This is a genomic window from Pectobacterium nicotianae, from assembly GCF_023272715.1.
Taxonomy (GTDB): domain Bacteria; phylum Pseudomonadota; class Gammaproteobacteria; order Enterobacterales; family Enterobacteriaceae; genus Pectobacterium; species Pectobacterium brasiliense.
The window spans coordinates 2,856,236-2,881,948 of record NZ_CP096821.1; the positions used below are offsets into that span (position 1 = coordinate 2,856,236).

Below are 25,713 nucleotides of genomic sequence, written 5' to 3' on the forward strand. Positions count from 1 at the left end.
GACTTATCCTGATTAATTTTAATTACGCGTATTCGGGCTCGTAATAGCGCTGTAAATGCGCAAAGGTTGAGGCTGGCACGATGTCCTGAATACGGCTGTACTGCCGAAGCTTGAGTAATTTCCTGACTTCCGAAGCGGAAATAGCCAGTCCTGAGGTTTGCCGTTTACGTTCAATTTCAACCACGCTTAGCGCCGGGGAAGACACCGTCTGGTCTTTCTCCAGCCAGTAGTGCATGTCCTGATTGTACTGATACGTCACCGGGCAAAAGGGTTCGGTGCCGACGAAGCGCTGGGTAATACCGAGCGCCGGCGCGATATATTTCCTGAAAATGAGTAAATCCAGCGCCGCATGAGCACGGGTGATGAGTTTCTCTTCCTTCAGGAAATAGCCGGGAAAGGTCGCCTTAGAGATCATGTAGTTCGAACCGGCATGTACCGTCACATTGCGGATGTGTTCCACGCCGCGCTGCACCATCTCCAGACGCTCGCTGAACGGGAAAAAGGACACGTCTTCACGCACCACGAAGACGTGCAGCCAGTCACACGACTGTGCCGCATGCTCGGCCAGATAGCGGTGACCCAGCGTGAAAGGGTTCGCGTTCATCACAATCGCGCCGATCTTTTTATCTGTCCGCGTCGCAAGCGGTTCAGGGTACGCAAAGGCCGCCAAAGACTGGCAATACTGCTGGATGCCAATCGGCGTGTTTTCCATCAGTACCGCGCTGTCCTGATAACACACCAGCGGGTAGAAGCCACATCCGCGAAAGATGTCGACATTTTCCGGTCGGGTATAGAGAAACAGGTGGAAGTGGCCGCGCTGCGCCGCCTGCTGCATGACTTCATTCACCACCTGCACGCCCAGATTGAGGTGTCTGAATTCAGGATCGACCGCAACGCACTTTATGGTGTTGGCGGCCAGCCCTGCGCAGGCAATCAGCCGCCCGCCCCGTTTGCCCACCACAACAATGTCAATATCGTCATCCATGCCGAGCTGGCAGTGTGCGAGGAACTGGCGCACCGCGTTCCTCTCCTGCTCCCGAAGGCGCACATCCAGCGTGTCAAAAAAGACGGAATCATTGGCATACATCACGGTTCTTCCTGCAACTCGAATTATTTAGGCAATCTATTGCAGGCTGCCGGTTTAGCGCCGGCAGCCTGGTACTTACATTTGCACTCAGTGCGCGACGGCTTCAGCGGCAGCCGGAACCGATTTCACCGGCGCAGCGGCATCCACGATCGTGTTACGCAAATGGCCAATGTTTTCGATTTCAACTTCAATACAGTCACCCGCGTTCATAAACAGCGGCGGATTGCGTTTTTTACCCACGCCGCCCGGTGAACCGGTAATGATCACATCGCCAGCACTCAGTTCGGTGAAGGTGCTGATGTATTCAATCAATTCCGCCACTTTGTGGATCATGCTGCTGGTATTGTCGTCCTGCACCATGCGGCCATTCAGATACGTACGGATTGCCAGCACATGCGGATCGGGAATTTCATCCGTGGTGGTCAGATAGGGGCCGAACGCACCGGTTTTCTGCCAGTTCTTGCCTGCGGTAAACCAGCTATGCTGCCAGTCACGCGCAGAGCCATCCATGTAGCAGCTGTAGCCTGCAACATGAGAGAGCGCGACATACTGAGCAATATTCTGTCCACCTTTACCGATAACGACCGCCAGCTCACCTTCATAATCAAACTCGCTGGAGTAATGCGGTTTGATCACCGGCGTCGCATGTCCGGTTTGCGAATCCGCAAAGCGCACAAATAATGTTGGCGCGGGATTCTCTTCATTAAATTCCTGACGTTTAGCGGCGTAATTCATCCCCACGCACAGGATTTTCCCTGGTGCGGTAATAACCGGTAAGAACGTCACATCCGCGACCGGAATATCCGGCGTGCACATACTGAATTCGTGTGCCACCTGTAACGCATTCTGCGCCAGCAGTGTTTTCAGATCGGGATAGCGGTGACCAATTTTACCGCCGAGATCGATTAATCCCGTTGGCGTATAAATGCCGTAACTGTCCTTACCGTTATAACGATAGCTTGCAAGTTTCATAATATTTCCTGTGCAAAATAAGCCCACGCGCATTGGCGGTTTTTATTTCGTTAACTCAACTCATTTTTAATACAATCTTTCTTTAGCCCAGCGCCTTCTTATTTTCTGCATGGCATCAGACTAAAAAGTTGGCGAGCACCAGTAGTGAAATCGACACGTTAATCGCACCGCCGATACGCGTAGCAATCTGCGCGAATGGCATCAGCACCATACGATTACCTGCCGTCAGAATGGCGACGTCACCGGTACCGCCCTGTCCGCTCTGGCAGCAGGAAATAATGGCAACATCAATCGGGTGCATACCGATTTTTCTACCCACAAAGAAACCGGTCGCGACCAGCGTCACCACGGTAGAAATAATCACCAGCAGGTTTTGAATCGTAAAAGCGTTCACCAGTTCCTGCCACGGCGTAATCGCCACGCCAACGGCAAACAGAATCGGATACGTCACAGAGGTCTGGAAGAATTTATAAACGACCTGAGAACCTTCCAGCATTTTCGGTGAAACACCGTGAGCCAGCTTCACCAACACCGCCGCGAACAGCATGCCAACCGGTGCTGGCAGGCCAATGACTTTGTGACCAAGCATACCCACCATGTACAGCAGGATTGCCAGCAGCGCGCCAGAGGCAATCGTCGTGACATCTGCTTTGCCACTAAAGGCAGAAGCCGGTGCGCTGCTTGCGCCGCCACTCAGGTTATTGTCTTTATTCGGCATCAGTTCGCCTTCACCGGTCAGGTGTGGATAGCGTTTACCCAACTGATTCAGAACACCGGCAAGGATGATGGCAGTCAGGCTGCCCAGCATGACGATAGGCAAGACGCGTCCCAGCGCAACACCCTGATCCATATGCAGAATCGTGGCATAGCCGATAGACAATGGGATAGCACCTTCACCCACCCCGCCCGCCATAATCGGCAGAATAAGGAAGAAGAAGATTTGGAACGGATCCAGGCCGAGCGCAATACCTACGCCCATGCCCACCAGCATGCCGGCAACTTCACCGCACAGCATAGGAAAGAAAATACGCAGGAAGCCCTGAATCAGCGTCTGCCGATTCATACTCATGATGCTGCCGACAATAATGCAGCAGATATAGAGATACAGGATGTTGGTGCTTTTATAGAACTTGGTCGTGGATTCAACGACAACGTCCGGCAGCAGGCCATAATGCACCATCGCCGAGGGGATAAAGGTCGCGCAGATTGCCGCCGCCCCCATCTTGCCGATAATCGGCAGACGTTTACCAAATTCGCCGCAGGCAAACCCGAAGAACGCCAGCGTCGCCACCATCACGACGATGTCGCTCGGCAGCTTGCCACTCAGGCAATCGATACCGATTAATACCCCCGCCAGCACAAAGAGTGGCACAGGGATAATACCTACTTTATAGGTATCCAGAACGTGCCACCATTTTTCCTTTAATGAGGCCTTCCCAGCCGCCTCATTATTTACCACAATATATGAATCATCAGTCGTACTCATAACTCTGTCCCCGTTTTATTTTGTCCGCGAATGATAGGGGGCGGTTAACTATTATTATGTGATTCCCTTCAAATTAAAAAATGAGTTTTAAAGGCGTTTATGGTTTTTATGGTTTATATTCAGAAATCGTTTATTAGGCAGGCAGTTAGATGATTTTACACGCAAAATAAACTTTACGGTTTCTATGGAGTTTATGGTTTTTATTTCCTAAAAATGACTATGTTGATAAAACGTAATTAAGTTGTTTATTAAAGAAAACAGATGCGTTTAATTTTATCTATTTATTACCACCATCATATTGGTAACAACATATTTAAACGTGTTATTGCTCACAAGTTTTTTCCTCTCAGCCCATTCTTATTACCATTCGTGATAAATTCATCAGCTATTTTTCGTTCATCAGCAGGTTACCGCACATCATGAGAGTGGGACTTTCCTTTCATATCAAATTATTTATCTATTTGATCGTCTTCTTCTCTTCATTACTTCTGATGACGGGTATTTATTATTATCACGATATCGATAAGCAGCTGTATTCCGAGCTGGGTACGCGCGCGCAGGTACAGGCCAGAGAAATCGCCATCATCCCGACACTAGTTGAATCGGTAAAAAATAGAGATATCAAACAGATATACACCCTCGCACAGCAATTAAAACAGCGCAGCGACGCCAGCTATATCGTGATCGGCGATAATCAGGCGCGTCATCTGTTTCATTCTGAATACGCGGAAAGCGACAAGCTCGTCGGCACGCAGATGGTCGGCGGCGATAACTTCGACGTATTAGCGGGAAAAAGCGTGATCACCGTGCGCCACGGCAGCATAGGCGTCTCGCTACGCAGCAAAGCGCCAATCGTCGCTGACGGCCAGGTTATTGGTATTGTCTCCGTCGGCTATCTAAAAACCCATATCGATAATCTGACGTTCAGTAAACTGGCGCATATCCTGCTGGCGATTTTGGCGATGTTTGTCGCGCTGTTTCTCTTTTCCTGGTGGTTCTCGCGGAATCTGAAGAAACAGATGTTTGGCCTCGAACCTCTTGAGATTCGTATGCTGGTCAGACAGCAGAAGGCTCTGCTCGAATCGATCTACGAAGGGGTGATCGCCATTGATAAGCAGCACCGCATTGCTGCCATTAACCATGCCGCCAAAGAAATCCTCGGGCTGAACGAACCATCTTACCTATTGCGCGGCAAGCCGATTGATACCGTCATTAAGCCTGTGCCCTTTTTCTCCGGCGAGGCCATGTGGAACAGCGACACCCACGATGAAATCTGCCGTTTTAACCACGCTACCGTGATTGCCAGCAGAGTGCGGATCATGCTGGAAGATGAGCTTCAGGGCTGGGTCATCAGCTTCCGCGGTAAAAACGATATTCACACACTTAGCATGCAACTCAGTCAGGTGAAGCGTTACGCGAATAGTCTGCGCATTTTGCGCCACGAACAGCTGAACTGGACAGCGACGCTGGCCGGGCTACTGCACCTAAAACGCTATGACGAAGCCATCAAATATATTGAAGCGCAGTCGGAAAGCGCGCAGGTGGTGCTGGATTTTGTTTCGCGTCGCTTCTGTTCACCCGCGCTGTGCGGGCTGCTGCTTGGCAAGTACGCGACGGCACGGGAAAAAGGCATTGAGATTGTTTTCGACCCACGCTGCCAGCTCACCCACATTCCCCCCACGCTGAGCGAAACGGAACTGATGTCCATCATTGGTAATTTGCTGGATAACGCGATGGAAGCCACATTAGCCACCACCGCGCCACATTATCCTGTCGAGGTGTATATCTATAACAGCGAACAAGAGCTGGTTATTGAAGTCGCCGATCAGGGAACGGGTATCGATCCGGCCATTGCCGATAGCCTGTTTGAAATGGGCGTGACCAGCAAAACACAGGGCGATCACGGGCTGGGGCTGCATCTGGTCGCCAGCTACGTCAATCAGGCTCAGGGAATGATCGAAGTCTCGGCCAACCAGCCGAATGGCAGCATATTTTCCCTATTTATTCCGATGTCCCCCCAATAAGTTGAGCGGCGCGTAGTGAACAACGCACAGGCCGCTTGAGGTATAGCGGACACACTATTTTATAATTCAGAGACTAACAGGGATTCACACCATGCAGCACACTGAACATTTCGATGTTTTAATCGTTGAAGATGAAAGTAAGCTGGCAACTATTCATGCTGAATTTATTGAGAAACATTTCAATCTGCGTGTCGTCGGGATTGCCGCTACGCTTTTTGAAGCCAAAAAGCTCCTTCAGCAGCACAGGCCGCGCCTGATCCTGCTGGATAACTATTTGCCTGACGGCGAAGGAGTTTCGCTGATTGAAAGCCAACTGCTCAAAGGGATGGACTGTTCCGTCATCTTTATTACCGCCGCCAGCGATATGAATACCTGCGCTCAGGCGATTCGCTGCGGGGCTTTTGACTACATTATCAAACCGCTCTCCTACCCACGGCTGCGCTCTTCGCTGGAGCGATTTATTCAATTCGTGAAAACGCAGCACACCTACAAAATTGTCGATCAGCAGAACGTCGATATTCTCTATCAGTTGCAATCATCCGGCACAGCCACCTCCTCGTCAGCAAAAGGTATTGAAGAGAACACGCTGGGGCTGATCAAGCAGATTTTTGCCAACAATGACGGCGAGACACTCTATTCTGTCGATGATATCGTCGAAAAAACCGGGCTCAGTAAAACGACCGCGCGCCGCTATCTGGAGTTCTGCGTTGAAAACCAGTTCCTCGACATCGAAATGCGTTACGGCAAGATTGGACACCCACGCCGGCTATATCGCACAAAAAACACCCACTAGATTCCTCCCCCTATCCTATGGCGGCGAGGTTAGCCGTCATAAGGCATTCGGCACAGTCAGACGACAATGTGCGATAAAAATTGAGATAAAAGTCAGATAAAGTAATAACGTCATTCACTACTTGGGTATGCTTCAGTAGCATTAAGAATCTATCCCAAAAGGCGTTATCATTAATAAACAATGAGCATTAATGATGGAGGAAATCGTGGCCAATAAATGGTCGTAACCCCACAGACAGAGGAAAACAGGGCGTAAAGCGCAGTCTGCTGACCGATGCTAACGGTTTGCCGCTCTCTGTGGTGGTTGCTGGAGCAAATACCCACGATATCAAGCTGGTTGCAGCGACGCTTGATTCGCTTGAGACGGGGCGTCCTGGGAGAAGGTTGCATTTGTGCATGGATAAAGGTTATGACGCTGAGTGGTTGGAAAACAGCTTGAAAGAACGTCGTTATGTGCCGCATATCAGGTCGAGGAAAGAGGAATCAGAAGTTATCAGGACAGATGGCTTTAAAGCACGTCGTTGGGTGGTAGAAAGAGCACATAGCTGGCTGAACCGCTTTCGTCGAATCCTGATCCGTTGGGAGAAAAAAGTCGAGAACTATGAAGCGATGCTGCATTTTTCCTGTGGCATTATTGTTTGGAATAAAATCCTATTGGGATAGCCTACTAAGTAGTTTCTCGATGAAATTATTGATTCGGTTGCTATGTCAATGGTATTTGAAGCAGGTAAACCTTCAACTAAGATTGAAAGCTCTTCAGAAGATGTACGTAAAAGGTTCGCAATCCTGTCTGTTATCAGTCCTAGTCTGAGCAACCTAATGGTATGTAGATGTTTAATAAATCAGAACGGCTGTTCTAAAATAATGTACAGTTTTTTCTTAACGACTAAAGAAATTAGATTAGTTAGGGTGTATGATTATATGCAATGCTTAGATAATTTTATGTAAGAATACTATATGAACTTTACTTTAATTCCCAGCAATCAAGCGATGCCTTCGTCTGGTTTAAATACTGCTTATCTGAGAATAGATAACTGGAATGATTATTCTTTTGTGACAATGTTCTACTTAATCGTCTTTGATGAAGATGGTACTAAACATGATCTCGGAAGCGTGAAAATTGGTTTTAAGGGACAAAAGGTAGAACAAACAACGCATAGTACGTTGGACTCCACATTTACCAACCTTTCTGATGATTATTTCTCACTTGGTGATGATGTTGGGTACTACAAGACGATTGCAAATGATTTGTCTAGCCTAACCAAAGAAAAGCTACTAACTGGACTTAACGATATTGTTTTTAATCCTCAAATTATTGAAGATATAGTAGATGAGAGCGTTTTCGGTACATCCTTATTAAGGTTTGTAAGCTTATCTGCTGTTAAGGGGCAATTTCAGCGAGTTTTAGGTGGCGGTGTTGAATTAACTTCCTATGATTTCAGTTTCATTCGTCCATCAACTGATGACCTTGCAGAGGTATTACTACAATTCAAAGTTGAACCTTTTTCGAAACCAAAAACAAATATTCATGCAATTATTGGACGTAATGGAGTAGGTAAAACCACACTACTGAATGGAATGATTACTAGTGTTATTAATCAAGATTTTTCTAAAGGGAATTTCCAGGAGAATAACCTATTTGGAGCTGGAAAAGTAATTAGTAATGATTTTTTTAGTAGTATTGTTTCCGTTTCCTTTAGTGTTTTTGATCCATTTGACCCGCCATCGGAACGAGCTGATCCTTCAGGGGGAACTTGTTATTACTATATTGGTTTGAAACAAAAATCTCAGGAGGTACTTAAGAGTTTACCTCAACTACATCTTGAGTTTTATCGCAGTTTGACAAATTGTTTTGTTGATAACTCTAAAAAAGAAAGATGGTTAAAAGCAGTCAAAACTTTAGAGTCTGATAGTAATTTTGCAGATATGAACCTTAAAATTCTAGCGACTATTACAAGTGATGAGTATCTTAAAAAAGCAGCGCTGCACTTAATTTCTAAAATGAGTTCAGGTCATGCTGTTGTTATTCTTACGCTTACAAAACTTGTTGAGAAGGTAGAGGAAAAAACACTTCTCCTCATTGATGAGCCAGAAAGTCATTTGCACCCGCCTCTACTTTCTGCATTTACCAGAGCATTGAGTGATTTACTCTCAAACAGAAATGGTGTGGCAATTATCGCTACACATTCACCTGTAGTATTACAAGAAATTCCACAAAGTTGCGTATCTATAATAACTCGTTATGGAAAAATTATGAGTATATCAAGCCCAACAGTAGAAACATTTGCTGAGAATTTTGGTATACTTACACGAGAAGTTTTTCGATTAGAAGTAACAAAATCAGGATTTCATGCACTATTACAGTCTTCTGTTGATGATGGCGGTAGCTATCAAGAGATATTTAATGAATACGGTAAAAAAATAGGTATCGAGGGACAATTTTTACTTCAGAGTATGATTTCAAATAGGGATAATGGTAAGAAATAGAAATGAAAAAACTTCCTTTACCTGTATATCATTTTTTAGATGTCTTCAATATATGCATTCAGAATAGTCGTTCTGCTAATATTTCTGCCATTAGAGCTATTAGCCCACAATTACCTGAATTTGAACGGATTTATCAGCAAATGGCAGAGTCTGTGGCTCTACATCAATTTTCTCATTCTAGGCATGGCCATTCAGATGATGTGGTTATCGATAATGTAACAAAAGCCGACTTGGTTGAGTTATACGATAATTACTTATCGAAAGCAGGAGCCAGTGGAAGAGGGATATATGATACAGTAAGGTCTTCCTCTGATGGGATATGCCCTCTCTGTGGAATCGGTTTCGTTTCTACGCTTGATCATTATCTGCCAAAGGCGCGATATCCTCTTTATTCTGTACATCCACATAACCTTGTTCCTGCATGTATAGATTGCAACAAAGGTAAAGGAAGTTCTATTTTAAGTTCTAGTAATGAAGAACCATTGCATCCCTATTTTATATCTCAGCAATTTGTCAACGACCATTGGATAGCTGCTCAAATTCTTGAAACAAGACCTGTTAATGCTCAGTTTTATGCAAACCCACCATCAAGCTGGGACAATAATTCTCAACAAAGAGCTAAAAACCACTTCGATGGTTTCGATCTAGCTTCTAGGTATAAAGTTCAAGCTTCATTATTTTTCACTATGTTCATTGGACAAGTCCGAGAATTAAAACATGAACAAAATCTCAATACGGCACAAATTCAGGCTAACTTTGCAAGTAAAGCTTTAAGGCAGCCAGCTAATTCAATTATAAGAGTGTTAATGGACGCAATAGCTCAAAGTGAATGGTTCTGCTCTGAAGGTTATTTAGAATGAGTTATTATACGAAGATTTATCTACGTTTGTCGTTTTTTCATAATTCTTCATACCATTCTAAGCGGGTGTAATTTTTGTACTATATTCTATGATAAAACTGAATTAATGATGATTACCTACAAATCAATGAGTTAATTAAGAATCTATCCCAAAAGGCGTTATCATTAATAAACAATGAGCATTAATGATGGAGGAAATCGTGGCCAATAAATGGCAGATCAGTGATGAACTCTGGGAAAGAATGGCACCCCTTATCCCAGAACACAAAACTCGTCACCCACTGGGGACACATCGTAAACGTGTTGATAATCGCGCCGCGATGAACGCCATTTTCTTTGTGCTCCGAACCTGTTGTCAGTGGAATGCACTCAATGGCACGGGGATATGCTCATCCAGCTCTGCTCATCGCCGGTTTCAGGAATGGCGTGACGCTGGGGTTTTTGAACGCTTTTGGCAGAATGGATTGCTGGCTTGTGAGCGGTTGAATGTGATTGACTGGTCATGGCTGTCGATGGACGGTTGCATGACAAAATCTCCGCTGGCAGGCTCAAAAAAACAGGTCGTAACCCCACAGACAGAGGAAAACAGGGCGTAAAACGCAGTTTGCTGACCGATGCTAACGGTTTGCCGCTCTCTGTGGTGGTTGCTGGAGCAAATACCCACGATATCAAGCTGGTTGCAGCGACGCTTGATTCGCTTGAGACGGGGCGTCCTGGGAGAAGGCTGCATTTGTGTATGGATAAAGGTTATGACGCTGAGTGGTTGGAAAACAGCTTGAAAGAACGTCGTTACGTGCCGCATATCAGGTCGAGGAAAGAGAAATCAGAAGTTATCAGGACAGATGGCTTTAAAGCACGTCGTTGGGTGGTAGAAAGAGCACATAGCTGGCTGAACCGCTTTCGTCGAATCCTGATCCGTTGGGAGAAAAAAGTCGAGAACTATGAAGCGATGCTGCATTTTTCCTGTGGCATTATTGTTTGGAATAAAATCCTATTGGGATAGGTTCTAAGTCAAAGTTTAACCATTCGTTATTTTTATCCTATTTATATTTCAATATATGTCTAAGTTAACCATTTTCTTATCTATTTTTTAAAAATTAAAAAACAATGCCGGTTTTCTGTGCTTATTCTTATAACGATTAACGTAATACAGATTGGTAATTCAACCGGTGCCTGCTGTGCAGTTGTCCAACAATAAGAGAGAAGCCTCACAAATTATTATTAGTTTCTTCACTCACACTAAAAAAAACCACTATAAATCCGATAAACACCATGGATCATATCGTTATTAACACCCGACACCAGTAATTCATCCCCGGAGAGACGTCATGTTCTTAGCCAAAAAAATCAGAAATCTTAAAATATCCCAAAAGCTGTATCTTGGGTTTGGGGTGATCCTGCTACTGGTCATCATTGCATCGCTACTGAGCGCAGGTCGCTTCAGAGAAATTCGTGATATTTATGAGAAAACCAACCTTATTTACAACATCAACATCGAAGTCTTTCAGGCCAAAATAAACCGCCTGAAGTATTTTTATTCGTATGAAGAGAAGTCGCGTGAAACCATGGCGGGCTTCGTTAAACATGCTTCAGAGTTAACCACTGAAGCGAAAACGCTCTCATGGAGTCCGGAAGGCGCGCCCCTCGTCAACGATCTCGGCCAGAACCTAACCGAATTCCAGAACGCGATCACCGAGATGGGGAAAGCCACGCAGCGCGTGGTAGAAAATCGCGACAAAATCAGCACCGCCAACGGGCAAAACATTACCGCAGATTTTTACGCCAAACTGCGCCAGCAGCCTGCTGATAGCGCAACGCAATATCCAGTTGAAGATTTGGCAACACAGGTTTCAGAACTCAGGCAGTTATCCTATGAGTTGCAGCTTAAGCAAAATGCCGATGCGGCGAAGAAGCTCGATGAGGCTTTTGGTCGCTTTGACAGTAGCTACCAGGCCGCCACTGCGGCACTGACGCCTGAACAACAGGTCGCCGCAGAGGGCCTGCGAAACTATGTCACCAGCTATAAAAAGCTCAACGCTGACTACTTCCAGAGCGTCAACAATCTGAAAAAAGCCGAAGACGGCGTGAAGGTCGGCGGGGATAAAAGCAGCGCCTCTATTAAAGCGCTTATCGCTATCGTCAAAGAGAAGAATGACGCACTGGCATACGGTTCCGCTACCATCACGATGATCATTGGCCTCATCGCCGTCGTGATCGGTATTATCATTTCGCTGCTGATTACCCGCCAAATCACCCGCCCCGTGATTCACAACCTTTCTCTGGCGGAAAAAATCGCCGCAGGCGATCTGACGTCAACAATCGTGGCTGACCGCGATGATGAGCTGGGTCAGCTAACGGCCGCTATGGGGAGAATGAACGAGAAGCTGCGCCATATGATCAGCGATGTGCGTGACAGCGTGGACAGCGTGTCCACCTCTGCGGCCAAGATTGCCGCGGGTAACAGCGACCTCTCCTCGCGCACCGAGCAGCAGTCTGCCGCCGTGGTAGAAACCGCCGCCAGCATGGAAGAACTGACGTCGACCGTGAAAAACAACGCCGAAAACGCCAAACAAGCGAGCCAAATCAGTACCGAAGCCTCGCAAAATGCGCACAAAGGCGGCGAAGTGGTTCGGGATGTGGTGGACACAATGTCAGGCATTTCAGACAGCTCACGGAAGATTGCCGACATTACTGCCGTTATCAACAGCATTGCTTTCCAGACCAATATTCTTGCGCTGAACGCCGCGGTAGAGGCCGCACGCGCCGGTGAACAAGGTCGTGGGTTCGCCGTGGTTGCCAGCGAGGTGCGGACGCTTTCTCAACGCACATCGCAAGCGGCAAAAGAAATCGCCAGCCTGATATCTGAATCGGTGTCGCGTATTAATGTGGGAACACAACTGGTGGCCAATGCGGGAACGGCGATGGATCAGATTGTCTCCTCTGTCTCGCGGGTTAACGACATCATGGGGGAAATTGCCTCCGCCTCCGATGAGCAAAGCCGCGGCATTGAGCAAATCTCCCGCGCCATCAGCGAACTGGATACCACCACACAGCAGAATGCCGCGCTGGTAATGGAATCCTCGATCTCCGCTAACTCGCTGGAAGAACAGTCTGCAATACTGGAAAGTATGGTAGCGAACTTCCGCCTGTCCGATCACGAGGGGCGCAAACCCAAAGCCAATCTCTCCGGTTTGCCGCCACAGCAGAAACGCCTGCCGCCTGCATCAAAACAATCGCAGGATTCAGGCTGGACCACCTTCTAACGTTCGCTTCTTCAGCCCTGATATGACGTCAGGGCTGAATTCAACAATAAATAAATCGTTAAATAATCAGTAAGCTACGTTATTTTGGATGTATTCCCATAAAACACTATGCATTTGCACAGCCCGCCTTGATAACCATCACAAAATGTTATTATCCCCTACTTCGGCACTAACATCGCGATAAGAAAGCCCGATAACTCATAGTAGTTAGAAAGGAAATAGTAGTTATAAATGAAACAGCAGTTAGAAATGAAATCGTGCTTAGAAACGGCATTGTCGTTAACAGTAAAATAATAGTTAGCAATAAAACCGTGGCCATTATTACTAAAATCGTCCTACATGGAGAGTTATAATGCAGAATCTTGCCAGTCGAATCCGTAACACAAAAATCGCACATAAACTGTATGCGGGATTTGGCATTATTTTATTACTCGTTATTGTTGCCTCATCGCTTAGTACCAAAAGATTTAAAGACATCAAAGATATCTATGAGAAAACCAATCTTATTTACAGCATCAATATTGAGGTGTTTCAGGCAAAAATAAACCGTGTTAAATATTTCTACGCCCCTGATGAAAAAACAAAAGATATTCTGGCGAAATTCGTTAAAAGCGCGACAGACTTAACAGACAGTGCAAAAACGCTGGCCTGGAGCGCCGATGAGTTAGGCCACATCAACAGCTTAAAAGAAAATTTAGAGGGCTTTCAGACATCGGTATCCGCAATGTCTGTTGCAACACAAAAAGCGGTTGCTATTCAGGAGAAAATGAATCAACTCCATGCACAAGCCACGCTGGAACCTGTTGCACAGACTATTCATAGCACCAGTTCATTCCCTGATAACGATGCTTATTACGCGATTAGCAGACTGGCTTTCTTGTTAAGTGAAGTACAAAAGCTGAGTTATGAGCTGCAAATAACAAAAGATGAGAAAACCGTCACTGCGCTGAATAACCGTTATACGGAAACGGAATCCGCCTATCAGGCCTTACCGATTTTACCTGCCGACCTGAAAAGTCAGGCTGACGCGTTGCGCAATTATATCAAGCAATATCAACAGATTAATGCAGACTATTACACCGCTTTCGATGACGTGAAAAAAGCAGAGTATTTAGTCATGAGAGCAGGAACGAAAAGCAGCGCAGACATCAACGCGCTGACGGCCATTATCAAAGCGAAAAACGATGAACTGGCCTATCACTCCGCTACCGTTACCATGATTATCGGTCTCATCGCCGTAATCATCGGTATTATTATTTCGATCTACATCACCCGGATTATTACCAGACCCATCATCCATAACCTGTCGCTGGCGGAACGTATTGCCAGTGGCGATCTCACCACCTCGATTCAGACCGATCGCCACGATGAACTGGGGCGGCTTACCCACGCAATGGGGACGATGAATGAACAGCTGCGCCACGTTATCTCCGAAGTGCGGGACAGCGTCGGTAGCGTCAGCCAGTCGGCAAGCAAAATTGCCACAGGCAATAGCGATCTATCATCGCGCACCGAGCAGCAGTCGGCAGCCGTAGTTGAAACCGCGGCGAGCATGGAAGAATTGACGTCAACGGTGAAAAACAACGCCGACAACGCCAAGCATGCCAGTCAGATCGCTGCCGATGCCTCCAAGAATGCGCTGAAAGGTGGCGAAGTCGTGAAACAGGTTGTGACGACCATGGACAATATCGCGGCCAGTTCCAAAAAAATCGCCGATATCACCACTGTCATCAATAGCATTGCTTTCCAGACCAACATTCTGGCGCTGAACGCTGCGGTAGAAGCCGCGCGTGCCGGTGAACAAGGCCGTGGTTTTGCCGTGGTCGCAGGCGAAGTACGCAGTTTATCGCAGCGCAGTTCTCAGGCCGCCAAAGACATCGAGTCCCTGATCGCAGAGTCCGTCGAGCGTACCAATGCGGGGAGTCATCTTGTGGCGGTTGCGGGAGAAACCATGGAGCAAATCGTCGATTCCGTTTCCCGCGTGAACGACATCATGGGGGAAATTTCCTCCGCCTCTGAGGAACAGAGCCGGGGAATTGGGCAAATCGCGCAGGCGATCAGTGAACTGGACACCACGACGCAGCAGAACGCCTCGCTGGTAATGGAATCCTCCATTTCCGCCAACTCACTGGAAGAACAGGCCGTGCTGTTAGAGAAGTTGCTTGAGCACTTCCGCGTGTCTCAATCTGACAACCGCGCTGGCTCACGTACGTCATCCTCTACGCCACGACACGCGCTGCCAAAACGCGTGTCAACGGCAGATAAGAAAGCCACATCGTCAGAAAGCGACTGGACGTCGTTTTAACGCTTCACGCCCGGATGGCCTCATGCGCATCCGGGCATATCTGTAACCCTATAGCGGTATCAAAAACAGCACCGATTTCGGTTAGCGCTACACCCCTTCATTCAGCGGCATCGTTGAGGGATTAGGGTATTGATACTCAAACCCGAGTTCATGGCAGATACGCTGCCCATCAACAATCTTCCCCTGATCGCTGTCGGTGACGGGTGCAAATTGCGGCGGAGACAGGTGCAATCTGCGCGCCTGTTCAGGGTAAAAATCCTGTCTGGCAGGATGTTCTGACGCACACAGGTTATAGATATGCCCACCGTTCGGAAGCTTAAGCAGCAGTAGGATCGCCGCCAGCACATCTTCCTGATGCACCAGATTCACACCCTGGTTACCGCGCGGCAGATTGGTTTTGCCGGCAAGGAAACGCCCGGGATGGCGTTCACCGCCGACCAGCCCCGCAAGACGCAAGATATCCACCGAAGTATCAGGTAGATGCTGCAACCACTGTTCGAGGGACACCAGCGTCTTCCCAGCTACCGTTGTTGGCTGTAGCGGCGAATTTTCTCTTGCCGTGCCGCTGCTATCGCCATAAACCGAGGTCGAACTGGTGAAGATGATACGCGGGACATGAAATACGCGCGCCATGTTCACAAGTTGCTGTACCGCTTGCACATAGCCTCCGCCCCCTTCCGCCGTTCGGCTGGCGGGCAATGTCACGATCAGCACGTCAACCTGTAGTAGTGCGCTAAGCTCATCAGCGTCACATTCCAGTTCCGGTGTCAGCGCCAGTTGATAGCACTCAATGCCGCTCATACGCGCTGCTTCCACGCCATCCTGAGTGGTTTTCGTCCCTGTCACGTGGTAACCGTGCCCATTCAGCGCCAGAGCCAGCGGCATACCCAGCCAGCCCAATCCAACAATTGATACTTTTTTCATCAGCCGTTCTCCCCTGCAAGGAGCCTGTTAATTAACATCACGCACCGCCTACAGAGTAAACGGCTTTCATGCCCATCGCTACAGAGCCTGTCCGATTTCAGCCGCGCTTTCTGTCTATCCTGGGCCGATATCTCGTGCAATTAGGCAGACGCATCACGCAACCAAAACGAACTTCCCACATCTGCTAAAAAAATGTTGCACAACAACCCGAACATGGTTTAGGTTATTCGACAGAAATCGTTATTCATTTAATAAATACTGACACAACAAAGAGACACTTTATGACACGCGTTCTGTTTAACCACCATCATCACCATCATCCTGATTAGTCTTTCGGGCAGTTGGTGCTGGAAGACGTTAAGATCTTCCAGTGGCGCAGAACACAAAGAGAGCCCTCGGAAGATCATCTTCCGAGGGTTTTTTTATGGCCCAATGTTTCTAAAAATTTTAAATTTGACAGGTTAATGAGGTTTCCATGCTGGATAAAACACGTTTACGGATAGCAATGCAGAAGTCAGGCCGCCTGAGCGACGATTCACGCGAACTGCTGGCGCGTTGCGGGATCAAAATCAACTTACAGCAACAGCGCCTGATCGCGTTCGCAGAAAACATGCCGATTGATATCCTGCGCGTACGCGATGACGATATCCCCGGTCTGGTCATGGATGGTGTTGTCGATCTGGGCATCATCGGCGAAAACGTGCTGGAAGAAGAGCTGTTAAACCGTCGTGCACAGGGCGAAGACCCGCGTTACTTCACGCTGCGCCGTCTGGATTTCGGCGGCTGCCGCCTGTCGCTGGCGATGCCGCTGGATGAAGCCTACACCGGTCCTGAATGTCTGCAAAACAAACGTATTGCCACCTCTTATCCTCACCTGCTCAAACAATATCTCGACAGACAATCTGTCAATTTCAAATCCTGCCTGCTCAACGGTTCCGTCGAAGTGGCTCCGCGCGCCGGTCTGGCCGATGCCATCTGTGATTTGGTATCAACCGGTGCCACGCTCGAAGCCAACGGCCTGCGCGAAGTCGAAGTGATTTACCGTTCTAAAGCCTGCCTGATTCAGCGCGACGGCGAGATGCCAGAAGAGAAACAGCTGCTGATCGATAAACTGCTCACCCGTATGCAAGGCGTGATTCAGGCGCGTGAATCGAAATACATCATGCTGCACGCGCCTAGCGAACGTTTGGAAGAAGTCATCGCCCTGTTGCCTGGCGCCGAACGCCCAACCATTCTGCCGCTGGCTGGCGATCAAAGCCGCGTTGCCATGCACATGGTCAGCAGCGAAACGCTGTTCTGGGAAACGATGGAAAAGCTGAAATCATTGGGTGCCAGCTCTATTCTGGTCCTGCCTATTGAAAAAATGATGGAGTGATGACGATGGCTGATAACACCAACAGCACTGGCAGCTTCAGCACGCTCGTTGACTGGCAGCGCTGTTCAGCAGAAGAGCAGCGTCAGTTACTCACTCGTCCGGCCATTTCTGCGTCAGATCGCATTACCGCCATCGTGAGCGATATTCTGGCAAACGTGAAAAGCCGTGGTGATAGCGCGTTGCGTGACTACAGCGCGCAGTTTGATAAGGTTCAGGTGAATGCGATTCGCGTCACCGAGGCCGAGATTGCCGCTGCCTCCGCTCGTCTGGGCGATGACGTCAAACAGGCGATGGCGATCGCCGTGCGTAATATCGAGACATTCCACAACGCGCAAAAACTGCCGATTGTCGATATCGAAACGCAGCCGGGCGTACGTTGCCAGCAACTCACTCGCCCTATCGCAACCGTCGGTCTGTATATTCCCGGGGGCTCTGCCCCGCTGCCGTCAACCGTGCTGATGTTGGGAACACCTTCGCGCATCGCTGGCTGTGGTCGTGTCGTGCTGTGCTCACCGCCGCCGATTGCCGATGAAATTCTGTATGCCGCGCAGCTCTGTGGCATTAAAGAAGTCTTTCAGCTCGGTGGCGCGCAAGCGATTGCTGCGATGGCATTTGGCACCGAGAGCGTGCCGAAAGTGGATAAGATTTTTGGCCCCGGCAACGCCTATGTGACGGAAGCCAAGCGTCAGGTTAGCCAGCAGCTTGATGGCGCGGCCATTGATATGCCCGCTGGGCCATCCGAAGTTCTGGTGATCGCCGACAGCGGCGCGACGCCCGCGTTTGTTGCCTCTGACTTGTTATCACAGGCAGAGCACGGCCCCGATTCACAGGTTATTCTACTCACGCCAGACGCAGCAATGGCCAAAGCTGTGGCAGACGCCGTTGAAGAGCAGCTCATGCAGCTGTCCCGTGCGGACATCGCGCGTCAGGCACTTGCCAGCAGCCGCGTCATCGTCGCGCGTGATTTAGCGCAGTGCGTTGAAATCAGCAATCAATATGGCCCAGAGCACCTGATCATTCAGACGCGCGACGCCGAATCACTGGTTGATAGCATCACCAGCGCGGGTTCAGTCTTCCTTGGCGACTGGTCGCCGGAATCCGCTGGCGACTACGCCTCCGGTACTAATCACGTTCTGCCGACCTATGGCTATACCTCAACTTATTCAAGCCTGGGTCTGGCCGATTTCCAGAAGCGCATGACCGTACAGCAGCTCACGCCGCAGGGGTTACTGCAACTGGCACCGACCATAGAAACCTTGGCTCAGGCCGAACAGCTGACCGCCCACAAAAACGCCGTTACCCTGCGTGTTGCAGCACTGAAGGAGCAAGCATGAGCAGCATTGAAGAACTGGCACGTGCCAACGTCCGTGCGTTGACCCCCTACCAATCTGCCCGTCGTCTGGGCGGTAACGGCGATGTCTGGTTGAATGCCAATGAATATCCTGAAGCACCAGAGTTTCAGTTAACGCTGCAAACGCTGAACCGCTACCCCGAGTGTCAGCCGGTCACGGTGATCAACCGTTACGCTGAATATGCTGGCGTAACGCCGGAGCAGGTTCTGGTCAGCCGCGGTGCCGACGAAGGTATCGAGCTGCTGATCCGCGCGTTCTGCGAACCGGGGAAAGATGCCATCCTGTTCTGTCCGCCAACCTACGGCATGTACGCCGTCAGCGCTGAGACGTTTGGCGTCGAACGTCGCACCGTAGCCAGTAAATCAGACTGGCAGTTGGATCTCGACGCGATTGAAGCACAGTTGGACGGCACCAAAGTCATTTACGTGTGCAGCCCGAACAACCCGACTGGCAACCTGATTGCACGGGAGGATTTACGCCAGTTACTCACGCTGGCACAGGGCAAAGCGTTGGTCGTTATCGATGAGGCCTACATCGAATTCTGTCCGCAGGCGTCCACCGCAGTCTGGCTAAGCGAGTTTCCTCATCTGGTGATTCTGCGTACTTTGTCCAAAGCCTTTTCACTCGCGGGGCTGCGCTGTGGCTTCACGCTGGCGAACCCTGAAGTGATTCAGCTTCTGCTGAAAGTCATTGCTCCTTATCCGCTGTCCACTCCGGTGGCAGATATCGCCGCGCAGGCGCTGAGTCACGAAGGGATCGCCAAAATGAAGGCGAATGTTGAGGAAATTACCTCCGCTCGCCGCTGGCTGAGCGATGCCTTAAAAGACATTCCCTGCGTTGAAGAAATCCTCCCCAGCGAGAGTAACTATTTGCTGGTGCGCTTTACCGCTTCCCCTTCTGTATTTAAAACGCTGTGGGATCAAGGCATTATTCTGCGTGACCAAAATAAGCAACCGAGCCTCGCAGGCTGTTTGCGCATTACTATCGGCAACCGCTACGAATGTGAACGCGTTGTTGCTGCATTACAATCATTGCCGGGCATCAACGCTTAATTTTAAGGAGCTCACGTGGGCCAGAAATACCTCTTTATCGACCGTGACGGAACATTGATTGCTGAACCGCCTGAGGATTTTCAGGTTGACCGTCTGGATAAACTGGCGCTGGAACCAGATGTCATCCCTTCGCTGCTGGCACTGCAAAAAGCGGGCTATACGCTGGTGATGATCACCAATCAGGATGGTCTGGGAACCGATAGTTTTCCGCAGGAAACCTTCGATCCACCGCACAACCTGATGATGCAGATTCTGACATCGCAGGGCATCCAGTTTGAGCAAGTGTTGATTTGCCCGCATCTGCCGGCGGATAACTGCACCTGCCGCAAGCCCAAGACTGAACTGGTCACTGCCTATTTGAATAGTGGCCTGATGGATGTGGCGAATAGCTACGTCATCGGCGATCGCCAGACCGATATTCAACTGGCACAAAATATGGGCATAACCGGCCTGCTCTACCAACGCGGTGGACTTAACTGGCAAGCCATTACCAACCAGCTGACCAAGCGTGACCGTCATGCACACGTCAACCGCGTCACGCGTGAAACCGCGATTGATGTGAACGTCTGGCTGGATCAGGAAGGTGGCAGCAAGATCAACACTGGCGTCGGCTTCTTCGATCACATGCTAGATCAAATCGCCACCCACGGCGGGTTCCGCATGAATATTGAAGTGAAAGGCGACCTGTACATTGACGATCACCACACGGTGGAAGATACCGGTCTGGCACTGGGTGAAGCCCTGAACAAAGCGCTGGGCGACAAACGCGGCATTGGCCGTTTTGGCTTCGTCCTACCGATGGATGAGTGTCTGGCACGCTGTGCGCTGGATATTTCAGGCCGTCCGCATCTGGAATACAAAGCGGAATTCAGCTACCAGCGCGTCGGCGATCTGAGTACGGAAATGGTCGAACACTTCTTCCGCTCGCTGTCTTATTCCATGGCCTGTACGCTGCATCTGAAAACCAAAGGGCGCAACGATCATCACCGTGTGGAAAGCCTGTTTAAAGTCTTCGGACGCACGCTGCGTCAGGCCATTCGCGTCGAGGGTGACACGCTGCCGAGCTCGAAAGGAGTGCTCTGATGAAGGTCGTCATTCTTGATACTGGCTGCGCTAACCTCTCTTCGGTGACCTACGCCGTGCAGCGGTTGGGGTATACGCCCGTTGTGAGCCGTGAGGCCGAGATTGTCCTGCAAGCGGACAAGCTGTTTCTGCCGGGTGTTGGCACCGCGCAGGCCGCGATGAATCAACTGGAAGAGCGCGACCTGATTGCGTTGATCAAGGCCTGTACCCAACCCGTTCTCGGTATTTGCCTCGGCATGCAGTTGCTGGGCACAAACAGCGACGAAAACGGTGGCATCCCCACGCTGGGGATTGTCGACACGCCAGTGAAAAAGATGGTTGACCACGGCTTACCGCTGCCGCATATGGGCTGGAATCAGGTCATTCCGAAGGCCGGACATCGTTTGTTCCGCGATATCGATGACGGTGCCTATTTCTATTTCGTTCACAGCTATGCCATGCCGGTCTGCGAAAACACGATTGCACAGGCCAACTACGGCGAAGCCTTCACCGCCGCGCTGGAAAAAGATAACTTCTTTGGCGTGCAGTTCCACCCTGAGCGCTCGGGTGCTGCGGGCGCGCAGTTGCTGAAAAACTTCCTGGAGATGTAGAACGTCATGATTATTCCCGCTTTAGATCTGATTGATGGACAGGTTGTCCGTCTGCATCAGGGTGATTATGGCCAACAGCGCCAGTACGGTAGCGATCCGCTTCCCCGCTTGCAGGATTACCAGCAACAAGGGGCTGGCGTGCTGCATTTGGTGGATTTGACTGGTGCAAAAGATCCTTCTGCCCGCCAAATCCCCTTGTTAACCACGCTGTTGGCTGGCGTGAGCGTACCGGTTCAAATCGGTGGCGGTATCCGCACCGAACAGGACGTAGAAGCGTTATTAAAAGCTGGTGCCAGCCGTGTCGTTATCGGCTCCACCGCGGTTAAGCAGCCGGAACTCGTTCAGCAATGGTTCACCCGCTACGGCGCAGAAGCACTGGTACTGGCACTGGACGTTCGTATCGACGCCAACGGCACGAAGTTCGTCGCAATCAGCGGCTGGCAGGAAAATTCAGACGCCACGCTTGAGCAGGTCGTCGAACAATATCTGCCGTTCGGTCTGAAGCATGTACTGTGCACCGACATTTCTCGTGACGGTACGCTGAGCGGTTCCAACGTCGAGCTCTATCGTGAAATCTGTCAGCGCTATCCACAGATTGCCTTTCAGGCATCCGGCGGCATCGGTAATCTGACGGATATCGCCAATTTACGCGGCAGCGGTGTGCAGGGCGTGATCGTGGGTCGTGCGCTGCTGGAAGGTAAATTCAACGTCGCGGAGGCTATTTCATGCTGGCAAAACGGATAATTCCCTGTCTGGACGTGCGTAACGGCCAGGTCGTCAAAGGCGTACAGTTCCGCAACCACGAAATCATCGGCGACATCGTCCCACTGGCGCAGCGCTACGCTCAGGAAGGGGCCGATGAGTTAGTCTTTTATGATATCACCGCCTCTTCCGACGGCCGTGTGGTCGATAAAAGCTGGGTATCCCGCGTCGCAGAAGTGATTGATATTCCTTTCTGCGTAGCGGGCGGCATTAAAAGCGTGGAAGAAGCAGGTCAAATCCTCTCTTTCGGCGCGGATAAAATCTCCATCAACTCACCGGCACTGGCCGACCCTGAGCTGATTACTCGCCTGGCCGATCGTTATGGCGTGCAGTGCATCGTCGTCGGGATTGATACCTGGCACGATGCGGCGACGGGCCGCTACCATGTCAATCAGTACACCGGCGATGAAGCGCGCACCAAGGTCACCACCTGGGAAACGCTCGATTGGGTAGAAGAAGTGCAGAAGCGCGGCGCGGGTGAGATTGTCCTGAACATGATGAATCAGGACGGCGTGCGCAACGGCTACGATTTACATCAGTTAAATCTGGTGCGTGATGTCTGTCATGTCCCGCTCATTGCTTCCGGCGGCGCAGGCACCATGGAACATTTTCTGGATGCGTTCCAAACCGCCCACGTTGATGGCGCGCTTGCAGCATCGGTGTTTCACAAGCAAATTATTAATATTGGCGAACTGAAACAATATCTTAAGCAACAGGGTGTGGAGATTCGAGTGTGTTAAGCGAAGCAGTTTTTCTAAACGACGAACAACGAAACCAGCTCGATTGGGAAAAAACGGACGGTATGCTGCCAGTTGTCGTGCAACATGCCGTCTCCGGTGAAGTGTTGATGCTGGGCTATATGAATCAGGATGCCTTACAGGCCACGGAAGAAAGCGGAAAGGTCACGTTTTTCTCACGTACCAAGCAGCGTCTGTGGACGAAAGGCGAATCTTCCGGCCATTTCCTCAATGTCGTCTCTATTACGCCAGACTGCGATAACGACACGCTGCTGATTCTGGTTAATCCTATCGGGCCAACCTGTCATCTGGGCACCAGCAGCTGTTTCTCACCTGCTGCCAGCGACTGGACGTTCCTCTATCAGTTAGAGCAACTGCTGGCCGAGCGTAAACATGCTGACCCGGATAGCTCTTACACGGCACGTCTGTATGCCAGCGGCACCAAGCGCATTGCGCAGAAAGTCGGTGAGGAAGGATTGGAAGCCGCACTAGCCGCTACGGTACACGATCGCGAAGAACTGACCAATGAAGCCGCAGATTTAATGTACCATCTGCTGGTACTGTTGCAGGATCAGGATTTAGATCTGGCGACCATCATCAATCGCCTCAAAGCGCGTCACAATAAGTAAGCATTTCCCCGCGTTATCAGTCATTGATAACGCGGGGCTTTAGTATCATGATATTGCAGCGTTAAGAATGACCAGCGCCTGAATAGACTTTACGTCCCCCCTTCCAGGTTTCCAGAACCGGGATATTACGCATATTCTTGACCGGGTTATTCTTATCTGCTGAGTCATAGGTCAGCGGAGAATCTGCCAGAATAACAAAATCAGCACATTTACCTGCGACTAGCGAACCTACCCACTTATCGGCATGGCATTGCCAGGCTGCATCATAGGTCGCGGCTTTAAGCGCAGCGAAACGGGAAATCCGCTCTTTCTCACTAAGTACAGCAGAAGCCGTCTCTTGAGATGCACCTTCCATCACGCGTGAAATAGCCTGTTCCATCATACGCAACGGGCCAAGCGGTGTAACACCGTTATCACTGTGTAGCGTAATCCTCATCCCGTGATTAAGAGCGGACTGGCAGCGGTCAAGGTGATCAGCCCGCTCCTCTCCCAATATGGTTTGCTGAAATGCCCATCCCCAATACCCTACATGACCAATTAAGAAGCTAGGCGAAATACCGAGTAGCTTCATTTCAGATAGATGGTCATCAGTCAGTAGGGATGCATGTTCCAGGCGATCGCGGCGCTGTTCATAGGTAGCCGATGTCACACCAGCCTCTTTAAATGACGCTAACGTCAGCCTAATGGCTTCGTCGCCATTCGTATGAATCATCAACGGCCAGTTTTTATCCACAACATTCTGCACCAGCGTATTGATATCAGTTAGAGGATTAAAGTTAAAGGCCCCGATATTTTCCTCACCCGGTGTCTTCTCATAGCGGTTATTACAGCAGTACGGCGTAGATTGATACCCCGTCAGTCCTTGGTTTGAACCATCTGAAATAACCTTGATATACGGCAAGTGAAAATGTTTATCGCCGTAGCCTGGGGAGTAAAAATCGACCACCTTATTATTGAAATCATCATCACTCGTAACGATCAGTGCACCACCTATTCGCACCGGACAGAGTGGAAGGTGTGCCCACGTGTTCAGAAAACCCACCTGATCGAAGCCGGGTTGAGCCCCTTTAGGTTCAACGCCAGCATCAAGCATATAAGTCACACCGCGCTGACTCGCCACATTCAACAGGCTGTTAACCGATTCAATTAGCATGAGTGCCAATTTTGCTTTGGGATAACTGCTGACAATGACATTCACGACAGGCTCTATGCCTGCTATTTCTTTAAGGATGCCGTCTGGTGGAATATCTTTACAAGACTTGCTAACAAGTTCAATCGCACACGTATTGATATAGGCCAGATGCATTGAGGCATTGATGACAAAGACAGGTCTTTTATCCGTCACACACTGATCAAGAACGGCAGCATTAAACTCCTTCTTTCCACCAATAAACAAGGAGGGATCGGCACCAAAGCCGATAAGCCAGCTATCATTTTTATTCGTAGCCGACTTTGCCTCCGCCGCCAGATAGGATGTCACCCAGTCCCTATTATAATTTTTTCGTAATTTCTGCTTGTCGAACGGGCTAACATCATTGCCGATAGCAGATAACATCGCGGTGTTAATAATGTGGACATGGGGCTCAATCAGGCCCGGCAACAGCGTTTGTTTGCCAGACAATTGATGCTCCGCTGTGTGTTTCGGCATTTTGGCCTTCACGTCTTGATATGAACCTGTCGCCACCACCAGTCCGCCATGAATGCCCATGGCTTCAACCGAAACCTCCTGCCCATCCTCCAATGTCAGAATCGCTTTTCCAGGGCTCCCATCCTTATTTAGCGCGGAACGGAATAATTTCGTTTCGATAAGCAGGCTGCTCTTTTCTTCTGGGATATCAATTGGAGTATCAGGGAGAAACGATTTCCACAGAGGGCTACAGCAGGAACAGCTTATGCTGCCAGAATGACTACACGCTTCGCTCATACACTTTCCT

Annotated in this window: 21 protein-coding genes, 1 pseudogene and 1 other annotated feature; of the genes and pseudogenes, 17 read left to right on the top strand and 5 right to left on the bottom strand. The window is 49.5% G+C overall.

Going from position 1 to position 25,713, the window contains the following annotated elements; genetic code table 11:
* Positions 1-22: 22 nt before the first annotated feature.
* The 3 genes from citC to MYB54_RS12815 form a co-directional block, all read right to left on the bottom strand.
* Entirely contained in the window at positions 23-1,087 is a 1,065-nt protein-coding gene (citC, locus tag MYB54_RS12805) for a [citrate (pro-3S)-lyase] ligase (RefSeq protein ID WP_014915097.1), read from the bottom strand.
* 87 nt (positions 1,088-1,174) lie between these two features.
* A complete protein-coding gene (locus tag MYB54_RS12810) occupies positions 1,175-2,059 on the bottom strand; it encodes a fumarylacetoacetate hydrolase family protein (protein WP_248720844.1) in 885 nt (294 codons plus the stop codon).
* A gap of 115 nt (positions 2,060-2,174) precedes the next feature.
* Positions 2,175-3,545 carry a 2-hydroxycarboxylate transporter family protein gene (locus MYB54_RS12815; protein WP_014915095.1) on the bottom strand — a complete coding sequence of 457 codons (1,371 nt, stop codon included), beginning with the start codon at positions 3,543-3,545 and terminating at the stop codon, positions 2,175-2,177.
* 419 nt (positions 3,546-3,964) lie between these two features.
* Between MYB54_RS12815 and MYB54_RS12820 the strand changes: the two genes are divergently transcribed.
* From MYB54_RS12820 to MYB54_RS12855, 8 genes and pseudogenes are all read left to right on the top strand, one after another.
* Complete coding sequence (locus tag MYB54_RS12820; protein ID WP_039286932.1) at positions 3,965-5,569, top strand: ATP-binding protein; 1,605 nt, start codon at positions 3,965-3,967, stop codon at positions 5,567-5,569.
* Between the two features lie 91 nt (positions 5,570-5,660).
* Entirely contained in the window at positions 5,661-6,362 is a 702-nt protein-coding gene (locus tag MYB54_RS12825) for a response regulator (protein WP_248720845.1), read from the top strand.
* Between the two features lie 218 nt (positions 6,363-6,580).
* Positions 6,581-7,024, top strand: a pseudogene (locus MYB54_RS12830) (IS5 family transposase); the annotation flags it as partial.
* Between the two features lie 294 nt (positions 7,025-7,318).
* On the top strand, positions 7,319-8,848 hold the full coding sequence (locus MYB54_RS12835) for an AAA family ATPase (RefSeq protein ID WP_248720846.1): 1,530 nt from the start codon (positions 7,319-7,321) through the stop codon (positions 8,846-8,848).
* A 2-nt stretch (positions 8,849-8,850) separates the two neighbouring features.
* On the top strand, positions 8,851-9,708 hold the full coding sequence (locus tag MYB54_RS12840; RefSeq protein ID WP_248720847.1) for an HNH endonuclease: 858 nt from the start codon (positions 8,851-8,853) through the stop codon (positions 9,706-9,708).
* Positions 9,709-9,895: 187 nt separating this feature from the next.
* Positions 9,896-10,710 (top strand): IS5 family transposase gene (locus MYB54_RS12845; protein ID WP_371928297.1). Its coding sequence is split into 2 segments (ribosomal slippage): positions 9,896-10,255 and positions 10,258-10,710, totalling 813 coding nucleotides; the frame shifts between segments, so codons are not numbered across the junction.
* A 325-nt stretch (positions 10,711-11,035) separates the two neighbouring features.
* Positions 11,036-12,970 (top strand): methyl-accepting chemotaxis protein, encoded by a 1,935-nt coding sequence (locus MYB54_RS12850; protein WP_206555580.1) that lies wholly within the window; start codon positions 11,036-11,038, stop codon positions 12,968-12,970.
* A 352-nt stretch (positions 12,971-13,322) separates the two neighbouring features.
* Positions 13,323-15,275: a methyl-accepting chemotaxis protein gene (locus MYB54_RS12855; protein ID WP_205592732.1), complete on the top strand. Its 1,953-nt coding sequence runs from the start codon at positions 13,323-13,325 to the stop codon at positions 15,273-15,275.
* An 87-nt stretch (positions 15,276-15,362) separates the two neighbouring features.
* Here MYB54_RS12855 and MYB54_RS12860 read toward each other — a convergent pair whose 3' ends face one another.
* On the bottom strand, positions 15,363-16,199 hold the full coding sequence (locus tag MYB54_RS12860; RefSeq protein WP_248720848.1) for an SDR family oxidoreductase: 837 nt from the start codon (positions 16,197-16,199) through the stop codon (positions 15,363-15,365).
* A gap of 281 nt (positions 16,200-16,480) precedes the next feature.
* Here MYB54_RS12860 and hisL point away from each other — a divergent pair, with 281 nt between their 5' ends.
* From hisL to hisIE, 9 genes are all read left to right on the top strand, one after another.
* Positions 16,481-16,528, top strand: coding sequence for a his operon leader peptide (gene hisL, locus MYB54_RS12865; protein ID WP_106389040.1), 48 nt, complete (start codon positions 16,481-16,483; stop codon positions 16,526-16,528).
* Positions 16,504-16,625: a sequence feature (His leader region), on the top strand. Its footprint overlaps the gene before it by 25 nt.
* Positions 16,626-16,674: 49 nt before the next feature.
* The gene (gene hisG, locus MYB54_RS12870) at positions 16,675-17,574 is read left to right on the top strand and encodes an ATP phosphoribosyltransferase (protein ID WP_010277135.1); all 900 of its coding nucleotides are present in this window, start codon (positions 16,675-16,677) and stop codon (positions 17,572-17,574) included.
* Between the two features lie 5 nt (positions 17,575-17,579).
* Positions 17,580-18,908, top strand: coding sequence for a histidinol dehydrogenase (hisD, locus tag MYB54_RS12875; protein WP_248720849.1), 1,329 nt, complete (start codon positions 17,580-17,582; stop codon positions 18,906-18,908).
* The gene (gene hisC, locus MYB54_RS12880; protein WP_248720850.1) at positions 18,905-19,978 is read left to right on the top strand and encodes a histidinol-phosphate transaminase; all 1,074 of its coding nucleotides are present in this window, start codon (positions 18,905-18,907) and stop codon (positions 19,976-19,978) included. Before hisD ends, hisC begins: the two co-directional genes overlap by 4 nt.
* Before the next feature lie 15 nt (positions 19,979-19,993).
* Positions 19,994-21,061, top strand: a complete 1,068-nt coding sequence (hisB, locus tag MYB54_RS12885) for a bifunctional histidinol-phosphatase/imidazoleglycerol-phosphate dehydratase HisB (protein ID WP_039286954.1) — start codon at positions 19,994-19,996, stop codon at positions 21,059-21,061.
* Positions 21,061-21,651: an imidazole glycerol phosphate synthase subunit HisH gene (gene hisH, locus MYB54_RS12890; protein ID WP_014915086.1), complete on the top strand. Its 591-nt coding sequence runs from the start codon at positions 21,061-21,063 to the stop codon at positions 21,649-21,651. The genes hisB and hisH overlap by 1 nt, the downstream gene beginning before the upstream one ends.
* A gap of 6 nt (positions 21,652-21,657) precedes the next feature.
* Complete coding sequence (gene hisA, locus MYB54_RS12895; protein ID WP_039276326.1) at positions 21,658-22,395, top strand: 1-(5-phosphoribosyl)-5-[(5-phosphoribosylamino)methylideneamino]imidazole-4-carboxamide isomerase; 738 nt, start codon at positions 21,658-21,660, stop codon at positions 22,393-22,395.
* The gene (hisF, locus tag MYB54_RS12900) at positions 22,377-23,153 is read left to right on the top strand and encodes an imidazole glycerol phosphate synthase subunit HisF (protein WP_010277156.1); all 777 of its coding nucleotides are present in this window, start codon (positions 22,377-22,379) and stop codon (positions 23,151-23,153) included. Before hisA ends, hisF begins: the two co-directional genes overlap by 19 nt.
* 62 nt (positions 23,154-23,215) lie before the next feature.
* On the top strand, positions 23,216-23,779 hold the full coding sequence (hisIE, locus tag MYB54_RS12905) for a bifunctional phosphoribosyl-AMP cyclohydrolase/phosphoribosyl-ATP diphosphatase HisIE (RefSeq protein ID WP_043901981.1): 564 nt from the start codon (positions 23,216-23,218) through the stop codon (positions 23,777-23,779).
* Positions 23,780-23,840: 61 nt separating this feature from the next.
* Here hisIE and MYB54_RS12910 read toward each other — a convergent pair whose 3' ends face one another.
* Positions 23,841-25,703: an amidohydrolase gene (locus MYB54_RS12910; RefSeq protein WP_248720851.1), complete on the bottom strand. Its 1,863-nt coding sequence runs from the start codon at positions 25,701-25,703 to the stop codon at positions 23,841-23,843.
* Positions 25,704-25,713: the final 10 nt, after the last annotated feature.